Origin of the sequence: Chroococcidiopsis thermalis PCC 7203, from assembly GCF_000317125.1 — a bacterium.
GTDB classification, from domain to species: Bacteria; Cyanobacteriota; Cyanobacteriia; order Cyanobacteriales; family Chroococcidiopsidaceae; genus Chroococcidiopsis; species Chroococcidiopsis thermalis.
This window is the reverse complement of the sequence record NC_019695.1, coordinates 378,720-398,311: the sequence shown is the minus strand read 5'-3', so window position 1 is coordinate 398,311 and position 19,592 is coordinate 378,720. Positions and strand designations below refer to the sequence as shown.

The 19,592-nt window shown below is 43.8% G+C and carries 16 protein-coding genes and 2 tRNA genes; 8 read left to right on the top strand and 10 right to left on the bottom strand.

Annotated features, from left to right (window positions below):
- Positions 1-87: 87 nt before the first annotated feature.
- The 4 genes from CHRO_RS01805 (at position 88) to CHRO_RS01790 (ending at position 7,081) form a co-directional block, all read left to right on the top strand.
- A complete protein-coding gene (locus tag CHRO_RS01805) occupies positions 88-1,545 on the top strand; it encodes a tetratricopeptide repeat protein (protein ID WP_015152465.1) in 1,458 nt (485 codons plus the stop codon).
- The gene (locus tag CHRO_RS01800) at positions 1,542-4,820 is read left to right on the top strand and encodes a glycosyltransferase family 39 protein (RefSeq protein ID WP_015152464.1); all 3,279 of its coding nucleotides are present in this window, start codon (positions 1,542-1,544) and stop codon (positions 4,818-4,820) included. The genes CHRO_RS01805 and CHRO_RS01800 overlap by 4 nt, the downstream gene beginning before the upstream one ends.
- 181 nt (positions 4,821-5,001) lie before the next feature.
- Complete coding sequence (locus CHRO_RS01795; protein WP_015152463.1) at positions 5,002-5,967, top strand: lysylphosphatidylglycerol synthase transmembrane domain-containing protein; 966 nt, start codon at positions 5,002-5,004, stop codon at positions 5,965-5,967.
- A gap of 10 nt (positions 5,968-5,977) precedes the next feature.
- Positions 5,978-7,081: a hypothetical protein gene (locus CHRO_RS01790; protein ID WP_015152462.1), complete on the top strand. Its 1,104-nt coding sequence runs from the start codon at positions 5,978-5,980 to the stop codon at positions 7,079-7,081.
- Positions 7,082-7,182: 101 nt separating this feature from the next.
- On the opposite strand, the gene CHRO_RS01785 is transcribed toward CHRO_RS01790, so the two are convergent.
- Entirely contained in the window at positions 7,183-8,709 is a 1,527-nt protein-coding gene (locus CHRO_RS01785) for a slipin family protein (protein ID WP_041462710.1), read from the bottom strand.
- Positions 8,710-8,920: 211 nt separating this feature from the next.
- Between CHRO_RS01785 and CHRO_RS01780 the strand changes: the two genes are divergently transcribed.
- Complete coding sequence (locus CHRO_RS01780; protein WP_041462319.1) at positions 8,921-9,100, top strand: hypothetical protein; 180 nt, start codon at positions 8,921-8,923, stop codon at positions 9,098-9,100.
- A 131-nt stretch (positions 9,101-9,231) separates the two neighbouring features.
- Here the strand turns inward: CHRO_RS01780 and CHRO_RS01775 are convergent.
- The 5 genes from CHRO_RS01775 to CHRO_RS01755 all read right to left on the bottom strand — a co-directional run bounded on the left by CHRO_RS01775 (position 9,232) and on the right by CHRO_RS01755 (position 11,274).
- Positions 9,232-9,305 (bottom strand) — tRNA-Ile (locus tag CHRO_RS01775).
- A 2-nt stretch (positions 9,306-9,307) separates the two neighbouring features.
- A tRNA-Tyr gene (locus CHRO_RS01770) sits at positions 9,308-9,379 on the bottom strand.
- 177 nt (positions 9,380-9,556) lie between these two features.
- Positions 9,557-10,600 (bottom strand): reverse transcriptase family protein, encoded by a 1,044-nt coding sequence (locus tag CHRO_RS01765; protein WP_015152460.1) that lies wholly within the window; start codon positions 10,598-10,600, stop codon positions 9,557-9,559.
- Between the two features lie 93 nt (positions 10,601-10,693).
- Positions 10,694-10,984 (bottom strand): type II toxin-antitoxin system RelE/ParE family toxin, encoded by a 291-nt coding sequence (locus CHRO_RS01760; RefSeq protein WP_015152459.1) that lies wholly within the window; start codon positions 10,982-10,984, stop codon positions 10,694-10,696.
- On the bottom strand, positions 10,981-11,274 hold the full coding sequence (locus CHRO_RS01755) for a hypothetical protein (RefSeq protein ID WP_015152458.1): 294 nt from the start codon (positions 11,272-11,274) through the stop codon (positions 10,981-10,983). Before CHRO_RS01755 ends, CHRO_RS01760 begins: the two co-directional genes overlap by 4 nt.
- A 171-nt stretch (positions 11,275-11,445) precedes the next feature.
- On the opposite strand from CHRO_RS01755, the gene mtnC reads away from it, so the two are divergent.
- Positions 11,446-12,174, top strand: a complete 729-nt coding sequence (gene mtnC, locus CHRO_RS01750; protein ID WP_015152457.1) for an acireductone synthase — start codon at positions 11,446-11,448, stop codon at positions 12,172-12,174.
- A 2-nt stretch (positions 12,175-12,176) separates the two neighbouring features.
- On the opposite strand, the gene CHRO_RS01745 is transcribed toward mtnC, so the two are convergent.
- Both CHRO_RS01745 and CHRO_RS29355 read right to left on the bottom strand, forming a co-directional pair.
- On the bottom strand, positions 12,177-13,142 hold the full coding sequence (locus CHRO_RS01745) for a DMT family transporter (RefSeq protein WP_015152456.1): 966 nt from the start codon (positions 13,140-13,142) through the stop codon (positions 12,177-12,179).
- A 135-nt stretch (positions 13,143-13,277) separates the two neighbouring features.
- Positions 13,278-14,312 (bottom strand): hypothetical protein, encoded by a 1,035-nt coding sequence (locus tag CHRO_RS29355; protein WP_015152455.1) that lies wholly within the window; start codon positions 14,310-14,312, stop codon positions 13,278-13,280.
- Between the two features lie 191 nt (positions 14,313-14,503).
- Here CHRO_RS29355 and CHRO_RS01735 point away from each other — a divergent pair, with 191 nt between their 5' ends.
- Positions 14,504-14,836 (top strand): hypothetical protein, encoded by a 333-nt coding sequence (locus CHRO_RS01735; RefSeq protein WP_015152454.1) that lies wholly within the window; start codon positions 14,504-14,506, stop codon positions 14,834-14,836.
- A gap of 46 nt (positions 14,837-14,882) precedes the next feature.
- On the opposite strand, the gene gndA is transcribed toward CHRO_RS01735, so the two are convergent.
- Together gndA and CHRO_RS01725 are read right to left on the bottom strand one after the other, a co-directional pair.
- Positions 14,883-16,379 carry an NADP-dependent phosphogluconate dehydrogenase gene (gene gndA, locus CHRO_RS01730; protein ID WP_015152453.1) on the bottom strand — a complete coding sequence of 499 codons (1,497 nt, stop codon included), beginning with the start codon at positions 16,377-16,379 and terminating at the stop codon, positions 14,883-14,885.
- A gap of 178 nt (positions 16,380-16,557) precedes the next feature.
- A complete protein-coding gene (locus CHRO_RS01725) occupies positions 16,558-18,762 on the bottom strand; it encodes a transglycosylase domain-containing protein (RefSeq protein ID WP_015152452.1) in 2,205 nt (734 codons plus the stop codon).
- Positions 18,763-18,946: 184 nt separating this feature from the next.
- On the opposite strand from CHRO_RS01725, the gene folK reads away from it, so the two are divergent.
- A complete protein-coding gene (folK, locus tag CHRO_RS01720) occupies positions 18,947-19,465 on the top strand; it encodes a 2-amino-4-hydroxy-6-hydroxymethyldihydropteridine diphosphokinase (RefSeq protein WP_015152450.1) in 519 nt (172 codons plus the stop codon).
- Positions 19,466-19,592 lie beyond the last annotated feature (127 nt).

Below are 19,592 nucleotides of genomic sequence, written 5' to 3'. Positions count from 1 at the left end.
GACAAGGGGGACAAGGAAGACAAGGGAGACAAGGGAGAAAATCTAGCCACCAGCCACCAGCCACTAGCCACTAGCCACTGACTTCTTATGAATAATTTGCTCTATTACCTGAATACCATTCGACTCAGATTTACTAATATATTACCTGTGACTGAAACAGGAATAATTAGTCAAAATCAAGTTAAAAAAGAGGTTTGGTATAACTGGTTTGAGCGCACGAGACTTACTTTTTTGGTTGCATCTTTTACTTTATTTTTAGGGGTAAAATCTCCTTGGTATAGTTTACCTCCCGAAGCTTTAGAGGCATTTGACACTAATCTTAGGATCGCCAGTGCAGGTAGGGTTATTGCTTTATTGTTTGCGCTTTTAGCTGGGGCGATCGCACTCTGGTTTAGTCGCAGTCGCGCCGCTCGAATGCTGTTCTGGAGCGGCTTAGTTGCCGTGCTACTTTTTCCTTACTTTATTACTACCTGGTCGCCTACCGTGGCTTTTTTGAGTGCGGCTTATTACAAACAAGGGGTAGAAGCCACTCATCACGTCCAAAGAAATTTTCCGAAAATTCAGTCTCAGTGGAAACAGAATATAACATTAAGCCAACCCGATCCACTCAAATCAATCGCTTCTTTTTCTATTAAAGATAGTCGCTTTTTTCAAATGTCATCCTGGGATCTAATTTGGGTCGAAGGATTTGGTTATAGTAACAATTTTTTTGCCTACATCGGTCGTGGTTGGAGTGCTACTGTTGCTGGTTTAGTTATTGGTTTAATGGCTTGTTATTTAGGATTAGCAGAGCGGGGTTTCAACGCTTTGATAACAGATATAGCTAAGTTTTTGCCTTGGGCAGGAGTTGCGATCGCCTTACTAGTTGTCTCAATGCTTTTACCCAATTTCATCGATCGCCACATAGATACGCTATATGCTCAAGGTCAGTATCGTCCAGTGGTTACTCTTAGCAAGATTTTAAAAACTTGTTATCCTCCCTTGCAAGGCGACACGGAATTTCTGCGACGTGAGGCAGAAGCCGGATTTTATGCTAACCAGCTAGATTCAGATGCGATCGCATTTGTCAAGGGATTAGAAAGCTATCGACGCAAAGATTTCATCCGCGCTGAAGAGTATTTTCAAAATGCATTGGCAACGCAACCTCAAAACTTTTTAGTGAGGGAGTATCTCACGACAAGTATCTTAAATCAAGGAGTGACTTATTTTAATGGTCCGAATAGCCCCACAAACCACCAGACAGGATTAGCAATAGAGCGATTTGAAAGGGCATTGCAGATTTTTCCGGCTCATATTGAAGCGCTTTATGACTTAATGTTGGCTAGAGCCGCTAATGGTGAATTCGATCGCTCGGCATCAGTGGCGCGACAAATTATTGAAACGCAAGAGTATCCCCAGCAAAGCAATTTGGCTTTACTGGGGCAAGCATATCTGCATAACTCTTGGGCGAGCTACCATGATGGCAAGATTGAAAAAGCCTGGGAGCAGTATCGCCAATCAATTGACAACAAAGCTTGGAAGGATTCTGGCGAGGCTCAAGAATGAATCGTTTAAACCGTTGGTTATCGCTCGGATTAGTTATAATCTTGGGCTTTTTGTTGGGCATATCAGGCTTTTCTGTTTGGGATAAAAACCCTGCTGCTGCCGATCGCGTTGCTTGGTCTGCCCAAACACAGTGGATTGCACCCCAAGCGCCAACTTACCGTTTTTATGCGCGTCGGTCTTTTTTCCTGAATGACGTTCCCGAAGCAGCCTGGTTGCGGTTGAGTGCCGACAACGATTTCATTCTTTATGTTAACGGACGGGCGATCGCTAGAGACAGAAATATTCTCTATCATTCTCTGGGCTTAGGAAGTCGATTCTCGGAGGATTTTCAAAGGGCGAATGATAGCGTTGCTTACCGTTCGCGGGGTTACGATTGGATTCAGCTTGCCAATGCTAAAGATTGGAAATTAACGACCTATGTTGACTTGACTCGCCACCTCCAAGCTGGGAGAAATACGATCGCGATCGAGGTGCAAAAGAGTCGGCAAAATCCGCGTGTGGTAGTTGAGGGCGCTGTCTATCCCTTATCTACATCACCCGCGATCGATCTGGCAACAGGTACAACACCGTGGGTAGTTTCAAATCTCAACGAAGCCCACAATGGTTTGCTTTGGTTCGATCGCGATTTTCCTGATGAAAGTTGGTCTTCAGCTAAAGCAATTGGTTCGGTGCAAGAAGGAACTTATAAGCGCCTCAGTCCAAGACTATTCGATCGCTTCTTAGGGGGAAATTGGATTACTGGAATTGAAAGTACCCAAGGAGAAGTGTGGCTGAGAAGTGATTGGCAGATACCACAACATCAGTTTTCCCGTGCCTTCATTCGGTTTGCCGGAGATGGGAAGTATGCTTTGCTGATTAACGGTTTATTGGTCAACCGCTACGATGCCGAGCAGAACAACCAATTACACATGTATGAGGTGACAAATTTTCTCCGACCTGGCAGCAATACCCTGGCTGTACATTTGACTCGACCCCTGCACCAACTTGGTGCGGCGGCTCCCTTTAATCCGCTCGGATTTTTCTTGGATGGCTGGGCAGAAACTAAGTCGCACGCAGCGATCGCACCCATTACCACGAATAACACTTGGAAAACTCTGGAGCAACCTGTATCTGGCTGGTTTAATGGCGAGGGTGAAGCACGAGCAGCACAAGTTTTGGGTTCGCCAGACGCACAAAAGTTAGAACGCACGTTTGAGGGCGATGCATATCTGCTGAATTATCCCGATTATCTCTGGCACTTTTGGCTGTGGCAATTAGCAGGTATAGGTTGTGCTGTGGTTAGCGCTTGGAGTCTTGGTAGATTTTGGTTGGGCGATCGCCTTAGCTGGTGGAATAGTTTGGGCGCTGGGGCAGAGCTATTATTACCAGGAACGCTTTTTCTGATTGGAATTGGTTTACTCAAGCATCGCTATGCAGAAGCAGAACGGGGACTGCTGTTTTTTCAACAACAAAGCGATTCACTCATCTTGCTAGGGTTTTTAATCGTCGTGTTGCTGACGCTGTTGTGGAGTTGGCGGGAAAGGAGACTAGCTTGCTTGGGGTTGTGGTTGCCTATGGGGTTAACTGCCTTTATCAGCTTGAGTTTAGTTAGCAGGGTTGGAGCATCTCCAATCAGTATGTGCTTAATTTTGTTTGGATTTGGGGCGATCGCCCTGTTTATTTTACTTCCCAGCCACACGCGACACAACTTCATAAATCGATTGACGACAGCTTACCAAGCGTATTCTCCCGCTTGGAACCAATGGTTGATGCTGGGTGCGATCGTTGCGATCGGTTTTGTTGTTAGAGCCTATAACCTGGGTTTCGTAGATCTCGATGCAGATGAAAATACTTCTTTAGATGCAACGAGGGGAATTCTGCGTACAGGTGCGCCCCAAGCAACATCGGGTATTTGGTACACCCGCTCTCCAGCCTATCACTACATGCTGGCTCTGTGGCTGCGGCTGCTAGGGGATTCAGTAGTGAATGCTCGCTTTTTGTCCGTACTTTGGGGTACAGCCACCCTAGTTTTAGTTTATGTTCTCACCCGCAAAATTACCGGAAAAGCTTGGATAGCTCTCATCGTCACGGCAATTCTAGCTTTCGATCCTTCACAAGTTTACTTTTCTCGCTTCATTCGGTTTTACCAAGTCGTTCAATGCCTGAGCATCTTAAGTTTCTGGTTGTTCCTCAAAGGATTTGTCGATCGCAGTGGTAGAGCTTACCAATACGGATTTTTCATTGCTTTGACTCTGACCATCTTAAATCAAGAGGTAACTGTAACTTTATTGCCTTGCTTTTTAGTAGGATTTATATTTTTCTATCGACCTTTTCGCTGGGCGGACGATTGGCAAATTGTTATGAGTAGCGTCGTTTCAATGGGAATTATTGCTTACGATCTTGTTTTCTTCTCGATTCGATGTTTGACTCCTTGGGTAGCTCTTTCCGACAGTACAGACGCTTATCTCAAAGTTCATTTCTTTAGCATTTCAGGACTGGCAAACAATTTCTTTGTGGGTCCCAGTCGAATGCATATTATTTATAGTTTTTTCTTTTTGTTAGGTTGGATATATTTTCTCAAACGGCGAGATGGAAAAACATTGTTTTTGTTCAGTAGCGTCTCGATCAACTTGATACTACTCACTATTTTGATTTATCAAATTGCTACGAGGTACACCTATCAAATTTATCCCATATTTATTTTACTTGCTGTTTATAGTGCTGCTTGTATTGCCGAAAGTGTAGCCAGCAAATTTGAGGTGTTTACGAGAAATTTATTACCAAGTAGAGGGATTGCGATCGCCAGCGTTCTCTTACTTTTAATTCTGAACGTAGAACCAAATCGAGTTTTAGCTAGCTATCACGACGCACTCACTAGGCGTAACAATGAAGCATTCGCATATATTAGCAGTCACAGACAAGCAGGCGATGTTGTGATTTCGACTTCTCCGGCTGCTGCTTCAACTGGTTTAGGAGGCTTAGATTACTTTATTCCAGGTAATATCCGCTTCGATGTTTTCTATTGGAATAACGGTCGAGTGATCGATCGCTGGGGTGGTGGCAAACTAATTAGTAATTTAGATCAAATGAGCCATATTTTAGAGAATTCTAAGCGCGTATGGTTGCATGTAGATAATCACACAGAAGGTAGATTTGAACCTGTGTTTCGCGACTACATAGAAACTTTAGGTCAACCAATTATGGAAACCTTTGGAGCGCGGGTGCGGCTGTGGAAACCAGAAGATGGGGTATTTCCGCACGTACCTTATCAAGGGGGAGATTTAGGAGCTTATTAAATTTGTCATACCAATTCTATTTATTCTTGCAAAAATCCGTCTCTCATAGCCCCCCTTTTTAAGGGGGGTTGGGGGGATCTTCTGCGGCGTAGTCGTAAAGAATTGATAGTACTATTTGGTAAATTTTTATAATCTCTATCCATTGATTGTTAAAGCACATTACCATTTTTTGAGGTAAATGATGAAGACAAAACCAATATTGTTAATCAAAATTATTGTTAGCGCAGGAATACTAGCTTTAGTATTAACTCGGATGGATTTGTATCAAGTCTGGGTACAATTTCAGTACCTATCTCCATCTTTTATTATCTTTGCTTTGCTATTCTACACGGGTTGTCAACTGCTGAGTTGTTGGCGTTGGCAAGTTGTTTTGTGGTCTAGCGGACATTCTGCACCAATGAGTAGTTTACTCAGTAGTTATTTCGCTGGAATGTTTTTGAATATTTTCCTCCCAGGCGCACTAGGCGGAGATGTCTATCGAGTTTATCGAGTCGCGCAATCGACTAAAGATTCAGAAGTAGCACTTGTATCTGTTTTTCTAGAAAGATTTACCGGACTTGCTGCCCTTTCTGGGTTAGCAGTCATTGGCTTAGTGCCTGCTTTTAAATTGATTGGACGCTGGGATATTCTGCTCTTATTTGCAGCTTGTGTTGGTTCGCTAGTCGGAGCAGTTTTACTGATAGCCAGCCCAAAGTTATTAATTTGGGCAGAACCTTGGCTCATCAAGTTTCGGCTGAGTTCAGTAGCGGCTCGGTTTGCAAAAATTCAAATTCTCTTACGCACATTTGCCCAACATCGCCAAGCTTTGTTGTTATCAATGGGACTGTCACTTTTACTACAGTTAGCTATAGTTTATTATCATTACTTAGTTGCCCATCAGTTAAAAATTCCAATTTCTTATTTGGAACTCTTAGTTTTTATTCCAATAATTGTAGTAGTAACTTTACTACCGATATCTTTAGGCGGAATTGGACTAAAAGAAGGATTATGGGCTTATTTATTTAGTCGGATTGGTCTTTCAGTAGAACAAGCTCTATTGTTGTCTCTCACAATTACAGTTTTGGGTTGGATGTTAAGTTTGCCTGGAGCAGTTGTTTTACTGTTGGACTCTACAGGTTTTCAGCAAGTTAGACAAGGGAATAAATAGGGAGTAGGAAGTGAAAGTACGCAGTTTGTTGGCGATGCTATTACTATTCTCAGTACAAATTGGGGAAAAAGCGATCGCCTCTCCATTAATTTTGACAGATACACGCGATCGCATATCTCAATTTGATGTTGCTAAACGTCCGATTTCAACTCCCCCAACTCAGAGAAATAGAAAGCGTACAGACTTTCACTACGAGTCATCCAATCTCATTAGCAATTCTCTCTACCGTCGCCTTTCTAAGTCATATAATGCTATATCACCGAGTGGGGCGCATAGTACCAACATCGACTGGGAGCGTCATCGGACAAACAAATGGTATATTGAAGCGCAACGCTACGGTGAAGGATTGGTGATTGGTGGGTTAGTCAGCAACAATCCTAAAGCCATCCAAGCGGGATTCAGAATGTTTGACTGGGGATTCAAGCAACAGGCTGCGGACGGTAGTTTTAAGGGAACAGGCGATCCTTTCCATAGTACTTCGTTCTTTGTACAAGCAGTTGCCCATAGTCTCTTAGTCATCCAGCAGTCTCCCCAAGCAAATAAGTATGCAGCACAAGTATCGCGTTACAAGCCTTTGGTTAGACATGCTGCCCGTTGGATGATTTCTCAAGATGTCTGGAAACAGGGAATTAAACGCAACCAGCCTTACACCCATCGCCGATATGCAGTTGCAGTAGCCTTGGGGTTAACCAGCAAACTAACTGGGGATGCAGAGTTGATGAAATATGCCCGTCAGTCACTTCAGGAAGGCTTAACTTTACAGCGTCCAAATGGGATTAATCCAGAAAAAGGCGGGCATGATAGTAGTTATCAAATGGTAGGTGTAGTGTATGCTCAGCGGTGGGTGACTTACTTTCCAGACGATCCCCTCACGCCAAAAGTAAAAACAGCGATTGAGAAAGCCTTAGCATGGCAGCAAACCAGAGTTTTAGCTTCAGGAGAAATTAGCACTCAGGGCAATACTCGCACCGCAGGGCAGGAAACCGGACGAACTGGCAAGGTGAAAGCCGTCGATCACAACATGGCAATTCGCGGCTTTGCTTATTGGGCAGCTGTGACTCAAAATTCTAAATGGGGTGCGATCGCCCAAAAAATTGCTAAATTTTATTATTAATTCTGGCGATCGGTTGATCCCAAATCATATGAGGGCGGGTTAATAGAGTTCTTCATATGTGTATGGAAATTTCTAGTGAACCCGCCCCTACAGTAATATGGTTATTGCCGATTAATCTGAATTAATTCGGTCAAAATACTATCTAAACTGCCATTAACTTGAATGCGATCGATCTTTTCTGCAATTCGTTCTAATACCTCCAATTCTTTCAAACGCAAAGCAACAGGGTTATCTTCCATCACTTTTGCAGTATTTAACATACTGCGAGTAGCTGCGGTTTCTTCTCTGCGTCTAACTACGTTTGCTTGAGCAGCTTTTTCCGCTTCTACTACCTTGCTCAATATTGTCTTAATCTCGCCAGGTAAAATTATATCTTTCACCCCGACAGAATCAACTTCAATTCCATAGTCTGCGGTTTTGCTACGAATGTATTCAGCAACACTGCGATCGATCGCACCTTTATTTTCTAATAGTGCATCCAAAGTTTGTTCGCCAACTGCTGCACGTAAAGCAAACTGTAATTCTTTATACAAGAAACTAGAAATATCTGATAAACCATTTTTTGCTCTCAGCGGATCTTGAATGCGAAAACCAGCAGTTAAGTTCAAGCGTAGAGGAACTTTATCTTTTGATAGAATATCTTGACCGGATACCTCGATATTTTGCAAACGCATGTCAATCACTTCAGTTTGAAAGGAGCGTCCATACAACCACCAAGCATGTATTCCTGGCTCTAGTAAAGCTTGAAATTCTTGATTTACATACAATAAACCAACGTGCTGCGCGGGTACTTCTCGAACGTGCAAACTGTTATGGCTTAGTAATAGAACTTCTTTAGAACCTGCCAACAATTCTGCTACTAAATTAGGCGATAATTTAGCATTGCTACTAATATCGATCATTTCCAATTCCACACCGCGCCAAAATAACTTGCGGCTTGTAGGTGGCAAAATAGCAATAACTTTACCCAAATACCGGACAATTGCTACTTGTCGATCTTGTAATTGTACGACTTCGCAATAGGCTGAAACAAACTCAGGATGTTGTTCAATCATTACATCTTCTAGTGGAAAGTCTGGGTTAGGTACGATCCGGCTGAGAGTTCTTAGTGCAACATCCCGATTTACAGTCCAAAAAGCATATTCCCCTTGTTCTAGAGGTCTAATAAAGTTATTTTGAACGTATAGCAAGCCAATTTCATACTCTGAAATTTGGAATTTTTTCAATCCGTTTATGGCAAGTCCGCGCAATTGCTGAACAAATTCAGCAGGTAATTCTAGACTTTCTTCTAAATTGAAAATATGAGATTCTACCTCAATAAAGCCACGCCAAAAAGCACGTAGTTGATTTGGCATGACACTTATCCAGGTTTGACCGCAGCGTACTAAAGCAGCTTGGTTAAATGCTGTTCTAATAATTAATAGATGCTCTTGTAATTCGGCTTCGTGGGTTCTGAGCAATAATTCTAAATTTTCAATCTTAACTTCTGGCTGGTTCAAGTCATAAGTTTTGACTTGCCAGTGGCGACCCAAATAAGTGTAAGTTCCTGGCTGTAAAATCTTCTTAAAATCGCTGCGGTAATATAAAATTCCGATTTCGTTAGGCTTGATGTAAAAGGTTTTCCACATAGAAATTTGAATCGATAATTTGGGCAACTGTACCCGCCGGAGAAGATTAGATAAGAACATTCGTCTTTTTGGCAGCTTTAGCTACTAACCAGGAGCTTACAACCCTTAGCAAGATAATTTCGGTATACTACATATAATACAAAAATATGTTTTACTCTGCCAGTACAGGGGTTAACAATCTTGGTGCGGGCAAAAGATTCTCCAAAACTGGATGAAGAGTGCTGTAACCTTGCCAGAACACCCGAAGGTAATTCAACCAAAGCCAACAACGCTCAAATACGCCGTTCGATTTGCCTGTGCCAGAGTCTCTGTAGAGAATCGGATTGGGAAAACGAAGGACATACTCAAGTTAGAGAGAATTACATTTGCGCTGGCTCCTGAACTGCAATAAAACACCTGCATGACAGAGTAATTCACGAACTCATCAAACAAACACGTCCAGCGTTAGACTTCGCCTAACCTGTATCCGTTAAATTGCCTTGTCCCTAACAAGGTGTCCGTACCCAGGACGAGGGGATTTTGGAGAAAGTACAGGAATCGAACCTGCTACCAATCGGCGATACACCGATTGCTCTAACCAAATGAGCTAACTTTCGGGGGTTTGATACAGGATTTGAACCTGGGTCATCCCGCATACAGCAGGCGCTCTTACCAACTGAGCTAATCAAACGGTGCAATAGCTAAAGTACTTTGCGGTATACGCTTATACTATGAGTCAGCGTACCAGTCGGGTATGCAGAACCCGTACTACAGCTTTGTAACTTTACAACTACTTCGGTATAAATTTAACACAACAACCGCAAATAGCAAGCGAGAAATTACTCAAGTTGTATATTTTATTCACAACTTAGGAGCGATCGCATTTCTGTTTAATCCGTTCTACTGATGCTAAAAATTCTGCGCCTTTGCTGGGGTTAACCATTGCTACGTAGTTAGCAAACCCAGTAATTGTAGCAATTAAATTATTTGAATTCCCCCATTTTTTACCTGATAAACCTTCTCGTTCGATTTGATACAAAGTAGCTCGGAAAGCTTTCAACGTTTTTCGAGATAGATTTAATTGTTGGTTTACCACAATACCCGTGACTATTTGTTGTACAGATTTGCTTAAAACTTGAGTTTTATCAGAATTAACTGTAAAGCTTTCTTGAGTAACGATCGATTTACTTTCTTGAATTAATTTATCTACTTTATGAGCTGCTCCATAACAAGAAAATGTTAGATCGTCGGCATAACGTGTATAGCGAAATCCAAGATTATTGGCAAGTTTAGTTAAATGCGTATCGAGGCGATCGCAAACCAGATTTGAAATAGCAGGGCTGGTTGGCGCACCTTCAGGTAAGTGACGTTTTTCTATATTTTTACAGCTCGTTTTATTACTATTATTTGTTGTCGCGATCGTACAGATTAATCCAAAAATTGTTGCCGCAGTTTCAGAATAACCAAAACCATGAAATAATTCTTTGACACGTTTATATGTAATTAATTGAAAAAAGTTTTGTAGATCGAGTTTTACTATTACATCTCTACCTACATGCGGTGTGGCATTGGTAACAATAGAGCGATCGCGACAAAAACCATGAGCTGCATCGTGAATTTCTATCTTATCTAAAATATGCTTTAAAATCCATCTTTGAGCAGCTTTTAGTTCGGGCGTTGGTGCAGTAATTGTTCTCGCTGCACCTGTTTTTTTGGAAATCTGAAAGCGGGAATAAAGTGAAGTAGAAGATATAGAGCGATCGCCAGCTAAAAAATGCAGCTTTTCGACGCTGATTCCCATTGCTAATGCTATTTCTTCATCAGTGTTGCATTCAGGTAATCCTCTCTTGCGTAACTGTTCGATACTACCTTCAGTTAAGCGTGGAATAGTAGCTTGATGTTTAACAACCATACTTTTCTCTGGTAGCTACTGGCACTCCTGTAGTAAGTTACTGATTTAATTAATGTAGAAGGCGCTGCTCATTCTACTAATGCGATCGCCAAATTACGACAACTGGCTGTCAATATCTCTAAATTGGTGCAAGACTCTAACAATTTCGATGCCATCCGCAATTTTAGTATAAAAAACGATGTAGGGCTGAACGGGAAAGCTCCGAAGTCCAGGGAGTAAATTGTTACGCTGTTTACCCATATCAGGAAATTGAGATAACATAGGGAATCGGTCTAATATTTGGGCAATCTGTTTGTCCGCTAAAAGTTCATTCTGTCGTGCTAGATAAACCCAGATATCTTCCAAGTCTTGTTCTGCCTGTTGTGAAAGACGGAAGCGATTCACTGAGCTGGCTCCTGCTCAAGTCTTTGTTTAGCGCGTCTCTTAATATTTTCAAATAAGTTGGGTAGTGAGGAATCGTTATACTCGGTGTAGTCGCCGTTCTTGAGTTGTTCCACACCCAAAGTAATATCTCGTTGTAAAGCTTCTTTTTTATGTTGATGCTCTTCCTCAGACAACGGTGAATGTTGAATTTTTTGCGCCAGAAGTTGGCGCTCCTCGTCGGTGAGGGAAAGGATAATTTGAGCCAGAGAGTCAATGAGTTTGGTGTTGATCGATGCAGTAGGTTGACTCATAGAGAAGTATTGCAACAGATATTCTCATTGTAACGAAAAGGGTGTGTTAGCAAATATAGCAGGGAGTAGCTAAAAAAGCTTGAGTTTCATAAATTAGGTAGGACTGCCATATCTGTATTCCCTATATGTATACTGGATCGGGTTGATGCATGTAATTATTTCTGTGTAACCATGCCCGATCGCTATTCTGCTCGTGCAGATATTATTTTGCTCGATATTGAAGGAACCACAACCCCGATTGATTACGTTTTCGGCGTGTTGTTTCCTTTTGCTCAAAAGCAGGTAGAAGCATTTTTGCAAACTCATTTTCAGGAAAGTGCAGTACAAGCAGATTTAGAGCGATTGCGGCAAGAGTATGCAGCCGATTTTGCTCAGGGGTTGAATGTACCTGAATGGGTGGATAATTCAGCAACCGCCGCCGTACCTTACATTCATTATTTAATAGCAACCGATCGCAAATCTACCGGACTCAAATCGTTACAGGGGAAAATTTGGGAAAGCGGTTATCGAGATGGAACGCTGCGATCGCAACTTTTTCCCGATGTTAAACCTTCATTTGAACGTTGGATTCGTGAGGGTAAGCGATTGTATATCTTTTCGTCAGGTAGCGTTCAAGCACAAAAATTGTTATTTCAATATTCTGAAGCAGGCGATTTAACTCGGTTTTTGAGCGGTTATTTTGATACTGAAACTGGCTCAAAAAAAGAGGCAGAAAGTTATCGCAAGATTGCTCAAGCGATCGGAGTGTTACCAACACAAATTCTGTTTATTTCAGATGTGACGGCAGAACTAAAAGCAGCTAAGGCAGCGGGAATGCGAACGCTTTTTTCTCTGCGATCGGGCAATCGGACATCAGATTCGGAAGGGTTTCCCGTTATTAGTAGTTTTGATAATGTTTAATTTCAGTTAGGGTGATGCGATCGCTTAATTAAAGCTCGTTCACCACTCAACAAAGCAATACCCAACGTGACAATACCAATCCCTAAAATTTGAACTGTATTTAAGGTTTCGTGAATTATTAGCCAAGCAACTAATGCTGTCAATGCCGGACTGCTAGAACCAATTATAGAGGCAGCGGTTGCACCAATCGAGCGAATACCAATATTATTCAAAATGTGTCCGAGAAAACTCACTAACCCTGAAAATATGCCGCCAATCCATAAAGGTGTCCAGGCAAGATTGGTATAGGGGAGTTGCCAAAATAACAGACTCATGCCAGAAAATAGCAGCGTGGTAGCAAAACTGATCCAGGTGAAGGGAATGGGATGCAGTTTTTCAAAGCATTTTTGGGCAATGACTGTATAAAGAGCATAAACAACTCCAGAGCCGACGCTGGCAAGAATGCCGATCGCAATTGCATAACTATTCTGAGTAGGCGTAGATTGAGGAATTGTAAAGGCACTACCTACTAAAATGATGCCCATAACGACCCAGCGAAACAGTGTTGGGCGATCGCCAAAAAATTGCCAAGCTAATAGTGCTGTGAATATGGGATAGGTGAAAAATAGCGTCATGGCGATGCCAGTTGGAATCAACCCAATGGCAACGTAGAGTGAGGCAACATAGACAAACATCAATACTCCACAGCCAAATGCCTGCACCAGAACATCGCGGCGATCGCGGTGGAATAAGTTTTGGCATTCTTTCCATGCAGACGGGTACAACTTGGGTGCGAGAAATGCCATGAGTGGAACCACTAACAGCATTCGCATGAACATCAGCAAGAACGAATGAGGCAAATCGGGTTTAACGTATCCACCCAAAAGAAATAAACCGAGAACGAGATGCTCTGCAAATAGAACTCGAACGGTGATGTTGTGGAAAGATAAGACAAAGGAAGATAGGAGAACTATCAGAATGCCCAGCACAGCCAAAAAGTCGAGCGACTTCCCGATCTTACTGCTGAATCTACAAAGCAAGTCAAAAGTTAAAAGTCAAAAGTCAAAATGTCTAAGGCAAATAGCATTAATTGCCCTGATAATGCAAATTGAATATGTGACAGCTTAGTAGGATTGGCGATCGCCTGTTTGTGTTTCTCCCAATAACTGTGGCGTAGGCGTAATATCTACAACTCGGTGTGGTGTTGTATCCCACTCTACTATTTTAGAAATGCGCTTGCCCAACTTCAAACCCATCTGTTGACCTGGAGAACCAAGCACGATTTTACCAACAGCCCCTCCTACCGTTACTGTTGCGGTTTCACCGACAAACTTTTGAGTTGTCTGAACGAACCATTGCTGAGTCGTTGCTGGCAATCTCTGGGGATTGGTTGCAGTCGCCGTGTCTTCTCCTAGCTGAGCGCCAATAGCTCCACCTAAAATTGAACCAAAAACTGCCCCTGTTGGACCTAAAACTACCTTACCCGCAACTGCGCCAAAAATTTGCCCAGTAGTTTCGCCCATTTTTTCGCTTGCTCTCTTTTGCAGGGTTTGAGCAATTTTTTCTGCTGTTAGTCCAGTTCCTTGAATATTAGCTAATGATACAAACTGGTCAACATGATGAACGGTTTCAGCGCCAATTTGAGCGCCAATAATGCTACCAACAAAAACACCAATCTGACCTCCCAAAATAGCACCTGCGGGTCCCATGACGATCGCTCCCGCTGTAGCACCGATAGCGCCGCCAAACATATCTCCTACCGCTCCACCAACCAAAGTTGCACCAAATGTTCTCAACTGTGACTGAGCCGCGTCAGGCTGGCGATCGGAATTCATGCTATCTGATATATTTGTACCTAAATCTATTTGTAAATTGCTTACCTGTGCGATCGCTGCTAGCAATTCCAAGGGCGGGATAGGAGTGCTTGCAAACTGAGTTACTTCATAAGTAATGGTCAGACAACCCACTGTAGGATTGACTCTAATGCTTTCAACAAATGCTAAAGATCGAATTTGCTGCTCTAATTGAGCATAAGCTGCATCTTCGATTGGCTGGAGCAAGCGCAATCGCAACCGTCCCGCCACTGCGTGAGCGATCGCACTCCTAACTTTAACTACAGTACTTTCCTCAGCAGCATCTAACTCAACAGCAAGGGACATACATCATGTCTTCCCTAAGATAGATTTTATCTATTGTATATTTGGTCGCGGAGAAGTGAGTAGTGGTAGTTGGTAGTTGGTTGTCGATCGCTGTTCTCTGCTCGTGCGCTCCCTGCTCCCTAATAACTGATACACTGAGAGTATAAATTAAACAGCATTCTCATCCTCGCTAAAATTTGAGGTGAGTGGCAATGAAAGCTAAAATCCTCGCCCTGACTGCATTACTGACAATTTGCACCGCAGCACCCGCGAAAGCCGAAACTGGCGTAGATTTTGGTGTCACGATTGGCGATCGCGCGGGAATTATTGTCGTTCCCTCCCGATGGCGCGACCGTGACTATCATCGACACTACAGACGCGATTGGCATCGCCGTCCGCGCTATCGACTTTATCGTCCCGATTGGTATGGGTACGATCGCTTCTACGATCCTTATAGATATGGTAAAAGATATCATCGCCGCTACAGGCACGGACGATACTACTATCCACGCCGTAATTCCGTGCAGATTAGAATTGGTTTTTAATCAATAATACTTAAAGGGTGCGTTGATAACGCACCCTGTATCTTTCCTAACGACTTCCCGTTGGTTGAGGAGTCGTTGGCTGATCTGCTTGTAGCGGTTCTGGGGTAGAAGTTTGTACCGATTCCTCAGAGAACTTCGTCCACTCGGTATGGAAGAAGCCTTCTTTGTCAGTACGTTCGTAAGTGTGAGCGCCGAAGTAGTCGCGTTGAGCTTGCGTCAGGTTTTGGGGCAAGCGATCGCGTCTGTAGCTGTCAAAATAATCTAACGACGCACTAAATGCAGGTACGGGAATGCCGAGTTTCGCCGCCGCTGCTAAAACTTCCCGCCATGCATCTTGGCGATCGAGAATTGTTTGTCTAAACTCTGGAGCCAACAGCAAGTTGGGTAAGTTCGGATTTTCAATGAAAGCACTCTGAATCTTACCTAAAAATCTAGCGCGAATAATACAGCCGCCTTTCCAAATCCGCGCCATTTCGCTCAAATTCAGGTCATAAGAATACTCTTTGGATGCTGTCGCTAACAGCGCCATTCCTTGAGCATAAGAGCAGATTTTAGAACAATATAATGCATCCCGCACCATATTGATGAATGCCTTCGGATCGCCTTGATACGTGCCTGTAGGACCGGGTAACATTTGGGATGCAGCTACTCGCTCTTGCTTGTAAGAGGACATAATCCGCGCGTTCACCGCTGCCGTAATCGTGGGAATACATACGCCAAACTCCAAAGCACTTTGCACCGTCCAGCGCCCCGTACCTTTTTGTCCGGCAGAATCGAGAATCATATCGACCAAGTGATTTTTGGTGTCGGGGTCGATATAGCGGAAAATATCTGCAGTGATTTCAATCAAATAGGAATCGAGTTCTTCGGTAGTATTCCACTCGGCAAAAATTTCGTGCAGTTGCCGATTATCCAAACCCAAACCATCTTTGAGGAGGCTGTAGGCTTCGGCAATCAACTGCATATCGCCGTACTCAATGCCATTGTGAACCATTTTGACGTAGTGACCTGCGCCCCCAGGACCGATATAAGTCACGCAGGGACCGTCTTCTACTTGAGCGGCAATTTTATTAAAAATCGGTGACAAATATTCGTAGGAACTTTTCGTTCCCCCTGGCATTAAGCTAGGACCATTCAATGCCCCTTCTTCACCTCCACTTACGCCCATACCGATAAAGCGGAAGCCTTCTGGTTCTAATTCGCGAGTGCGTCGCGCCGTATCGTCATACAGCGAGTTGCCCCCATCAATGATAATGTCGCCTTCATCCAACAAGGGTTTGAGCTGCTGAATTACTGCATCCACTGGCGCACCAGCTTTAACCATGATCAAAATCTTGCGGGGGCGTTCTAGCGCATTGACAAATTCTTCTAAAGAGTAGGTAGCAACGGCATTTTTGCCCTGCGCCCGCTCTGTCATGAATGCATTGGTTTTTTCGGGAGTGCGATTGTAAACTGCGATGGGAAAACCATTACGCTCGACGTTTAGGGCAAGGTTTTCACCCATTACCGCTAGTCCAATCACACCAAAGCTTTGCTGTGCCATAAGATTCTACGCTAAGCTCTGCACTTTCCAAGGAAGAGTTCCCCTTCAGTCTAGCTCGTCATGTTTTTTTGGACTCTTACGAATTCCTTAAACGTCAGTTATCAGTGAGGAGTGGTAATTGGTAATTGGTAGTTGGTAGTTGGCAAGAGAGCGCTGATAGCTGGTCACTGATAACTGGTCACTGGTCACTGTCAAGGGTTGGTTGGCGTGGAATGCGGTTTTGACGCAAGCGATCCATGAGTCGATTGTAGCGTTGTGGATCGGCGGGGGTTTGACGCTGCAAGCGCGATCGCCAAAGACTGCCCCGCAGTTGGCTTTGTCGATCGCGTCTGCGTCTTCTGCGGGTAGGTTGGTAATTTTCTGAGTTTTCTCCTTGGCGTAGAGAACCACCTTCGCTATTTTGGTCGGTGATTTTGCCAATCGATATTCTTCTGGGTTTAACTGGTTGTCGTTTAATCGTAGGTTTGCGGTTGTCTAAGTTAGGTAAAGCGGCAAATTTCTCTACTTCCATGCCTTCCACGGCTTGCACCATAAACCGATTCCAGGCATAGGCTGCTGTACTACTACTACCTGCCGTGGGTTGATTGTTATCGTTTCCTAACCAAACTCCGGTGACAAGTTGGGGAATGTATCCGACAAACCATAAATCGCGAGCTTTATCCGATGTCCCAGTTTTACCTGCAACAGAACGATCTACCAAAGCTGCCGCACCGCCAGTTCCAGCAGTGATGACATTTCTTAACATCCAAGTTGCGATCGCCGCGCTGTCTGGGTCTAAAACGCGCCGAGATGTAAATTTAGCATCGTAGATAATATTACCACTGCGATCGCGGATTCGCCGGATGCCATGAGCTTCTGTATGCATTCCCCCAGTTGCCAAAGAACCATAGGCGCTGCTCAATTCCAACAAATTGACTTCTGCCGAACCTAAAGCTAAAGAATAAGCAGGGATTAAAGGCGATTTAATTCCCATCGATTGGGCGAGTTTAATTGTAGGGTCGAAGCCTACATCCATTAACACCTTGACTGCGACTACGTTAATTGAAGCAGCCAGAGCATCCCGCATCGACATTTCGCCCCGAAATCTCTCGCTGAAGTTTTTCGGTTCGTAACCATCGACTTTGAAGGGAGAGTCAAGGTATTGTTTGTAAGGAGAAAGACCGCTAGCGATCGCAGCTGTATAGACAAATCCTTTAAATGTCGATCCTGGTTGTCTTTGGGCTTGAGTAGCGCGATTGAACTGATGTTTGCCGAAATCCGTCCCCCCTACCATTGCCCTGACTTCGCCGTTACGGGGATCGATCGCCACTAGTGCTGCTTGCCCGAATCTTTGCCATTTCCCATTCTCGGTTACAGTTTTTAACACAACTGCTTCCGCTGCTTGCTGCCATTTAGGATTGAGGCTAGTTTCTACAGTCAGTCCGCCTGCTTTAAGGACATCCGCAGGAACGTATTTGGGTAGTTCTCGTTGAATGTAGGTAGTAAAGTAAGAAGCTTTAGCTTGAAGCCGTTTAGGAGAACTTGTTTTTACCGTTAAAGGTGCATTTTTCGCTGCCATCGCCTCAGATGCATGAATGACTCCATCCTCCTGCATCCGCTGCAATACCATGTTGCGCCGCCCAATTGCTGCCGATTTATTCACTGTAGGAGAATAAAAATTTGGTGCTGGCGCTAATCCGGCAATTGTTGCCATCTCAGATAGTGTCAGCTGGTTAACTGACTTGCTGAAATAAACCCAAGCCGCATCTGCTACGCCATAAGCCCCTTGTCCCAAATAAACTGAGTTGAGATAACGCTCTAAAATTTGGTCTTTACTTAAATTCTCCTCAATCTTCATGGCAACGCGGATCTCTTTCAGTTTGCGCCACAAACTCCGCTCTTGATTTAAAAAGAGAATTCGTGCCAATTGTTGGGTAATGGTACTACCACCCTCCACCAAATTAGCCGAACGCAAATTCGCCCAGACTGCCCTGAAAATTCCCTGGCGATCGAAACCGCGATGTTGATAAAAGCGCCTGTCTTCCGAAGCAATAAAAGCTTGAACTAGAGGTTTGGGAATTTGCTCTATTTTCAACGGTTCTCTAGTTGCAGGTCCTTGCTGCTGTAAAATTGTGCCATCTCCAGCCGCGATCGTTAGGGTTTGACTCCGCACAGTAGCCAATAGTTCATTGGCTGGTGGTAGACTACCCTCTATAGATAACCAAACACTACTCAATGCCGCTAGCCCGCCGCCAAAACCCACAAGCAACCAAAACCAGAACCGAAAATAGAGGGGTTTGTAGCGAGATTTAATAGACGATTTCTGGGAACTGCCTGAAGATCGCCCATGATGGCGATCGGAAAATTTTCCAGATGGACTTTGCCCTGTTGAATCTGGTTCCATCAGCTTTGGTTGCTCACTCCTCAAAATAGCGGATAAATCCGATCGCACCAACGCGATCGCGCGTAACTACTACGAATCCCATTTCAAAGCTATAACCGTCTTGCATATTTTAATCCCTGTTTAAGATTTGAGTCTTAAGTGACACACTATTAAACAGTTATCAGTTGTCAGTTATCAGCTATCAGTGACCAACTACCAACTACCAATTACCAATTACCAATTACCAATTACTAATTGCGCGATCGCCCTGGGAAGTAATCTTGGTGATTCTTTGGCTATTGTGGAGGCTGCTTTAGCAACTTTAGCCGAGATGCCTGAGATTGCGATCGCAGCAAAGTCTAGCTGGTATCGCACGAAAGCAGTGGGACCACCTCAGCCAGACTATATTAATGGTTGTGCAGTACTTCAGGTTCAACTGTCTCCCCAGGAATTGTTAGATATTCTACTGGCAACTGAAGCAAAATTTGGGCGCGTGCGCCAAGAACGTTGGGGCGCGAGGACGCTTGACATTGACCTGCTGTTGTACGACGATCTTATTCTCGATACTCCTAACCTTACCCTACCTCATCCCCGCATGAGAGAACGCGCTTTTGTTCTCGTCCCATTAGCAGAAATTGCCCCCAATTGGATCGATCCTGTATCTGGTAAAGCGATCGCCACGCTACTTCAAGCTGTAGACTGTACTGGAGTCAGTTATCAGTGAACAGTTATCAGTGAAAAATGGTAATTGGTAGTTGGTAGTTGGTTGACAGTTGACGGTTGTTAAGTGGTGCGTATTTTAAATGCAACTTGTGACTTGCGACTTGTGCTTGTCCCAATGCGTGAATTTT

Coding starts and splice junctions, on each gene's coding strand:
- CHRO_RS01725 (WP_015152452.1), bottom strand. CDS start 18,762: ATGGAACCAGATTCAACAGGGCAAAGTCCATCTGGAAAATTTTCCGAT.
- CHRO_RS01780 (WP_041462319.1), top strand. CDS start 8,921: ATGAAGAGTGCTGTAACCTTGCCAGAACACCCGAAGGTAATTCAACCA.
- CHRO_RS01805 (WP_015152465.1), top strand. CDS start 88: ATGAATAATTTGCTCTATTACCTGAATACCATTCGACTCAGATTTACT.
- mtnC (WP_015152457.1), top strand. CDS start 11,446: ATGCCCGATCGCTATTCTGCTCGTGCAGATATTATTTTGCTCGATATT.
- CHRO_RS01735 (WP_015152454.1), top strand. CDS start 14,504: ATGAAAGCTAAAATCCTCGCCCTGACTGCATTACTGACAATTTGCACC.
- gndA (WP_015152453.1), bottom strand. CDS start 16,379: ATGGCACAGCAAAGCTTTGGTGTGATTGGACTAGCGGTAATGGGTGAA.
- CHRO_RS01765 (WP_015152460.1), bottom strand. CDS start 10,600: ATGGTTGTTAAACATCAAGCTACTATTCCACGCTTAACTGAAGGTAGT.
- CHRO_RS01785 (WP_041462710.1), bottom strand. CDS start 8,709: ATGTGGAAAACCTTTTACATCAAGCCTAACGAAATCGGAATTTTATAT.
- CHRO_RS01755 (WP_015152458.1), bottom strand. CDS start 11,274: ATGAGTCAACCTACTGCATCGATCAACACCAAACTCATTGACTCTCTG.
- CHRO_RS01800 (WP_015152464.1), top strand. CDS start 1,542: ATGAATCGTTTAAACCGTTGGTTATCGCTCGGATTAGTTATAATCTTG.
- CHRO_RS29355 (WP_015152455.1), bottom strand. CDS start 14,312: ATGTCCCTTGCTGTTGAGTTAGATGCTGCTGAGGAAAGTACTGTAGTT.
- CHRO_RS01795 (WP_015152463.1), top strand. CDS start 5,002: ATGAAGACAAAACCAATATTGTTAATCAAAATTATTGTTAGCGCAGGA.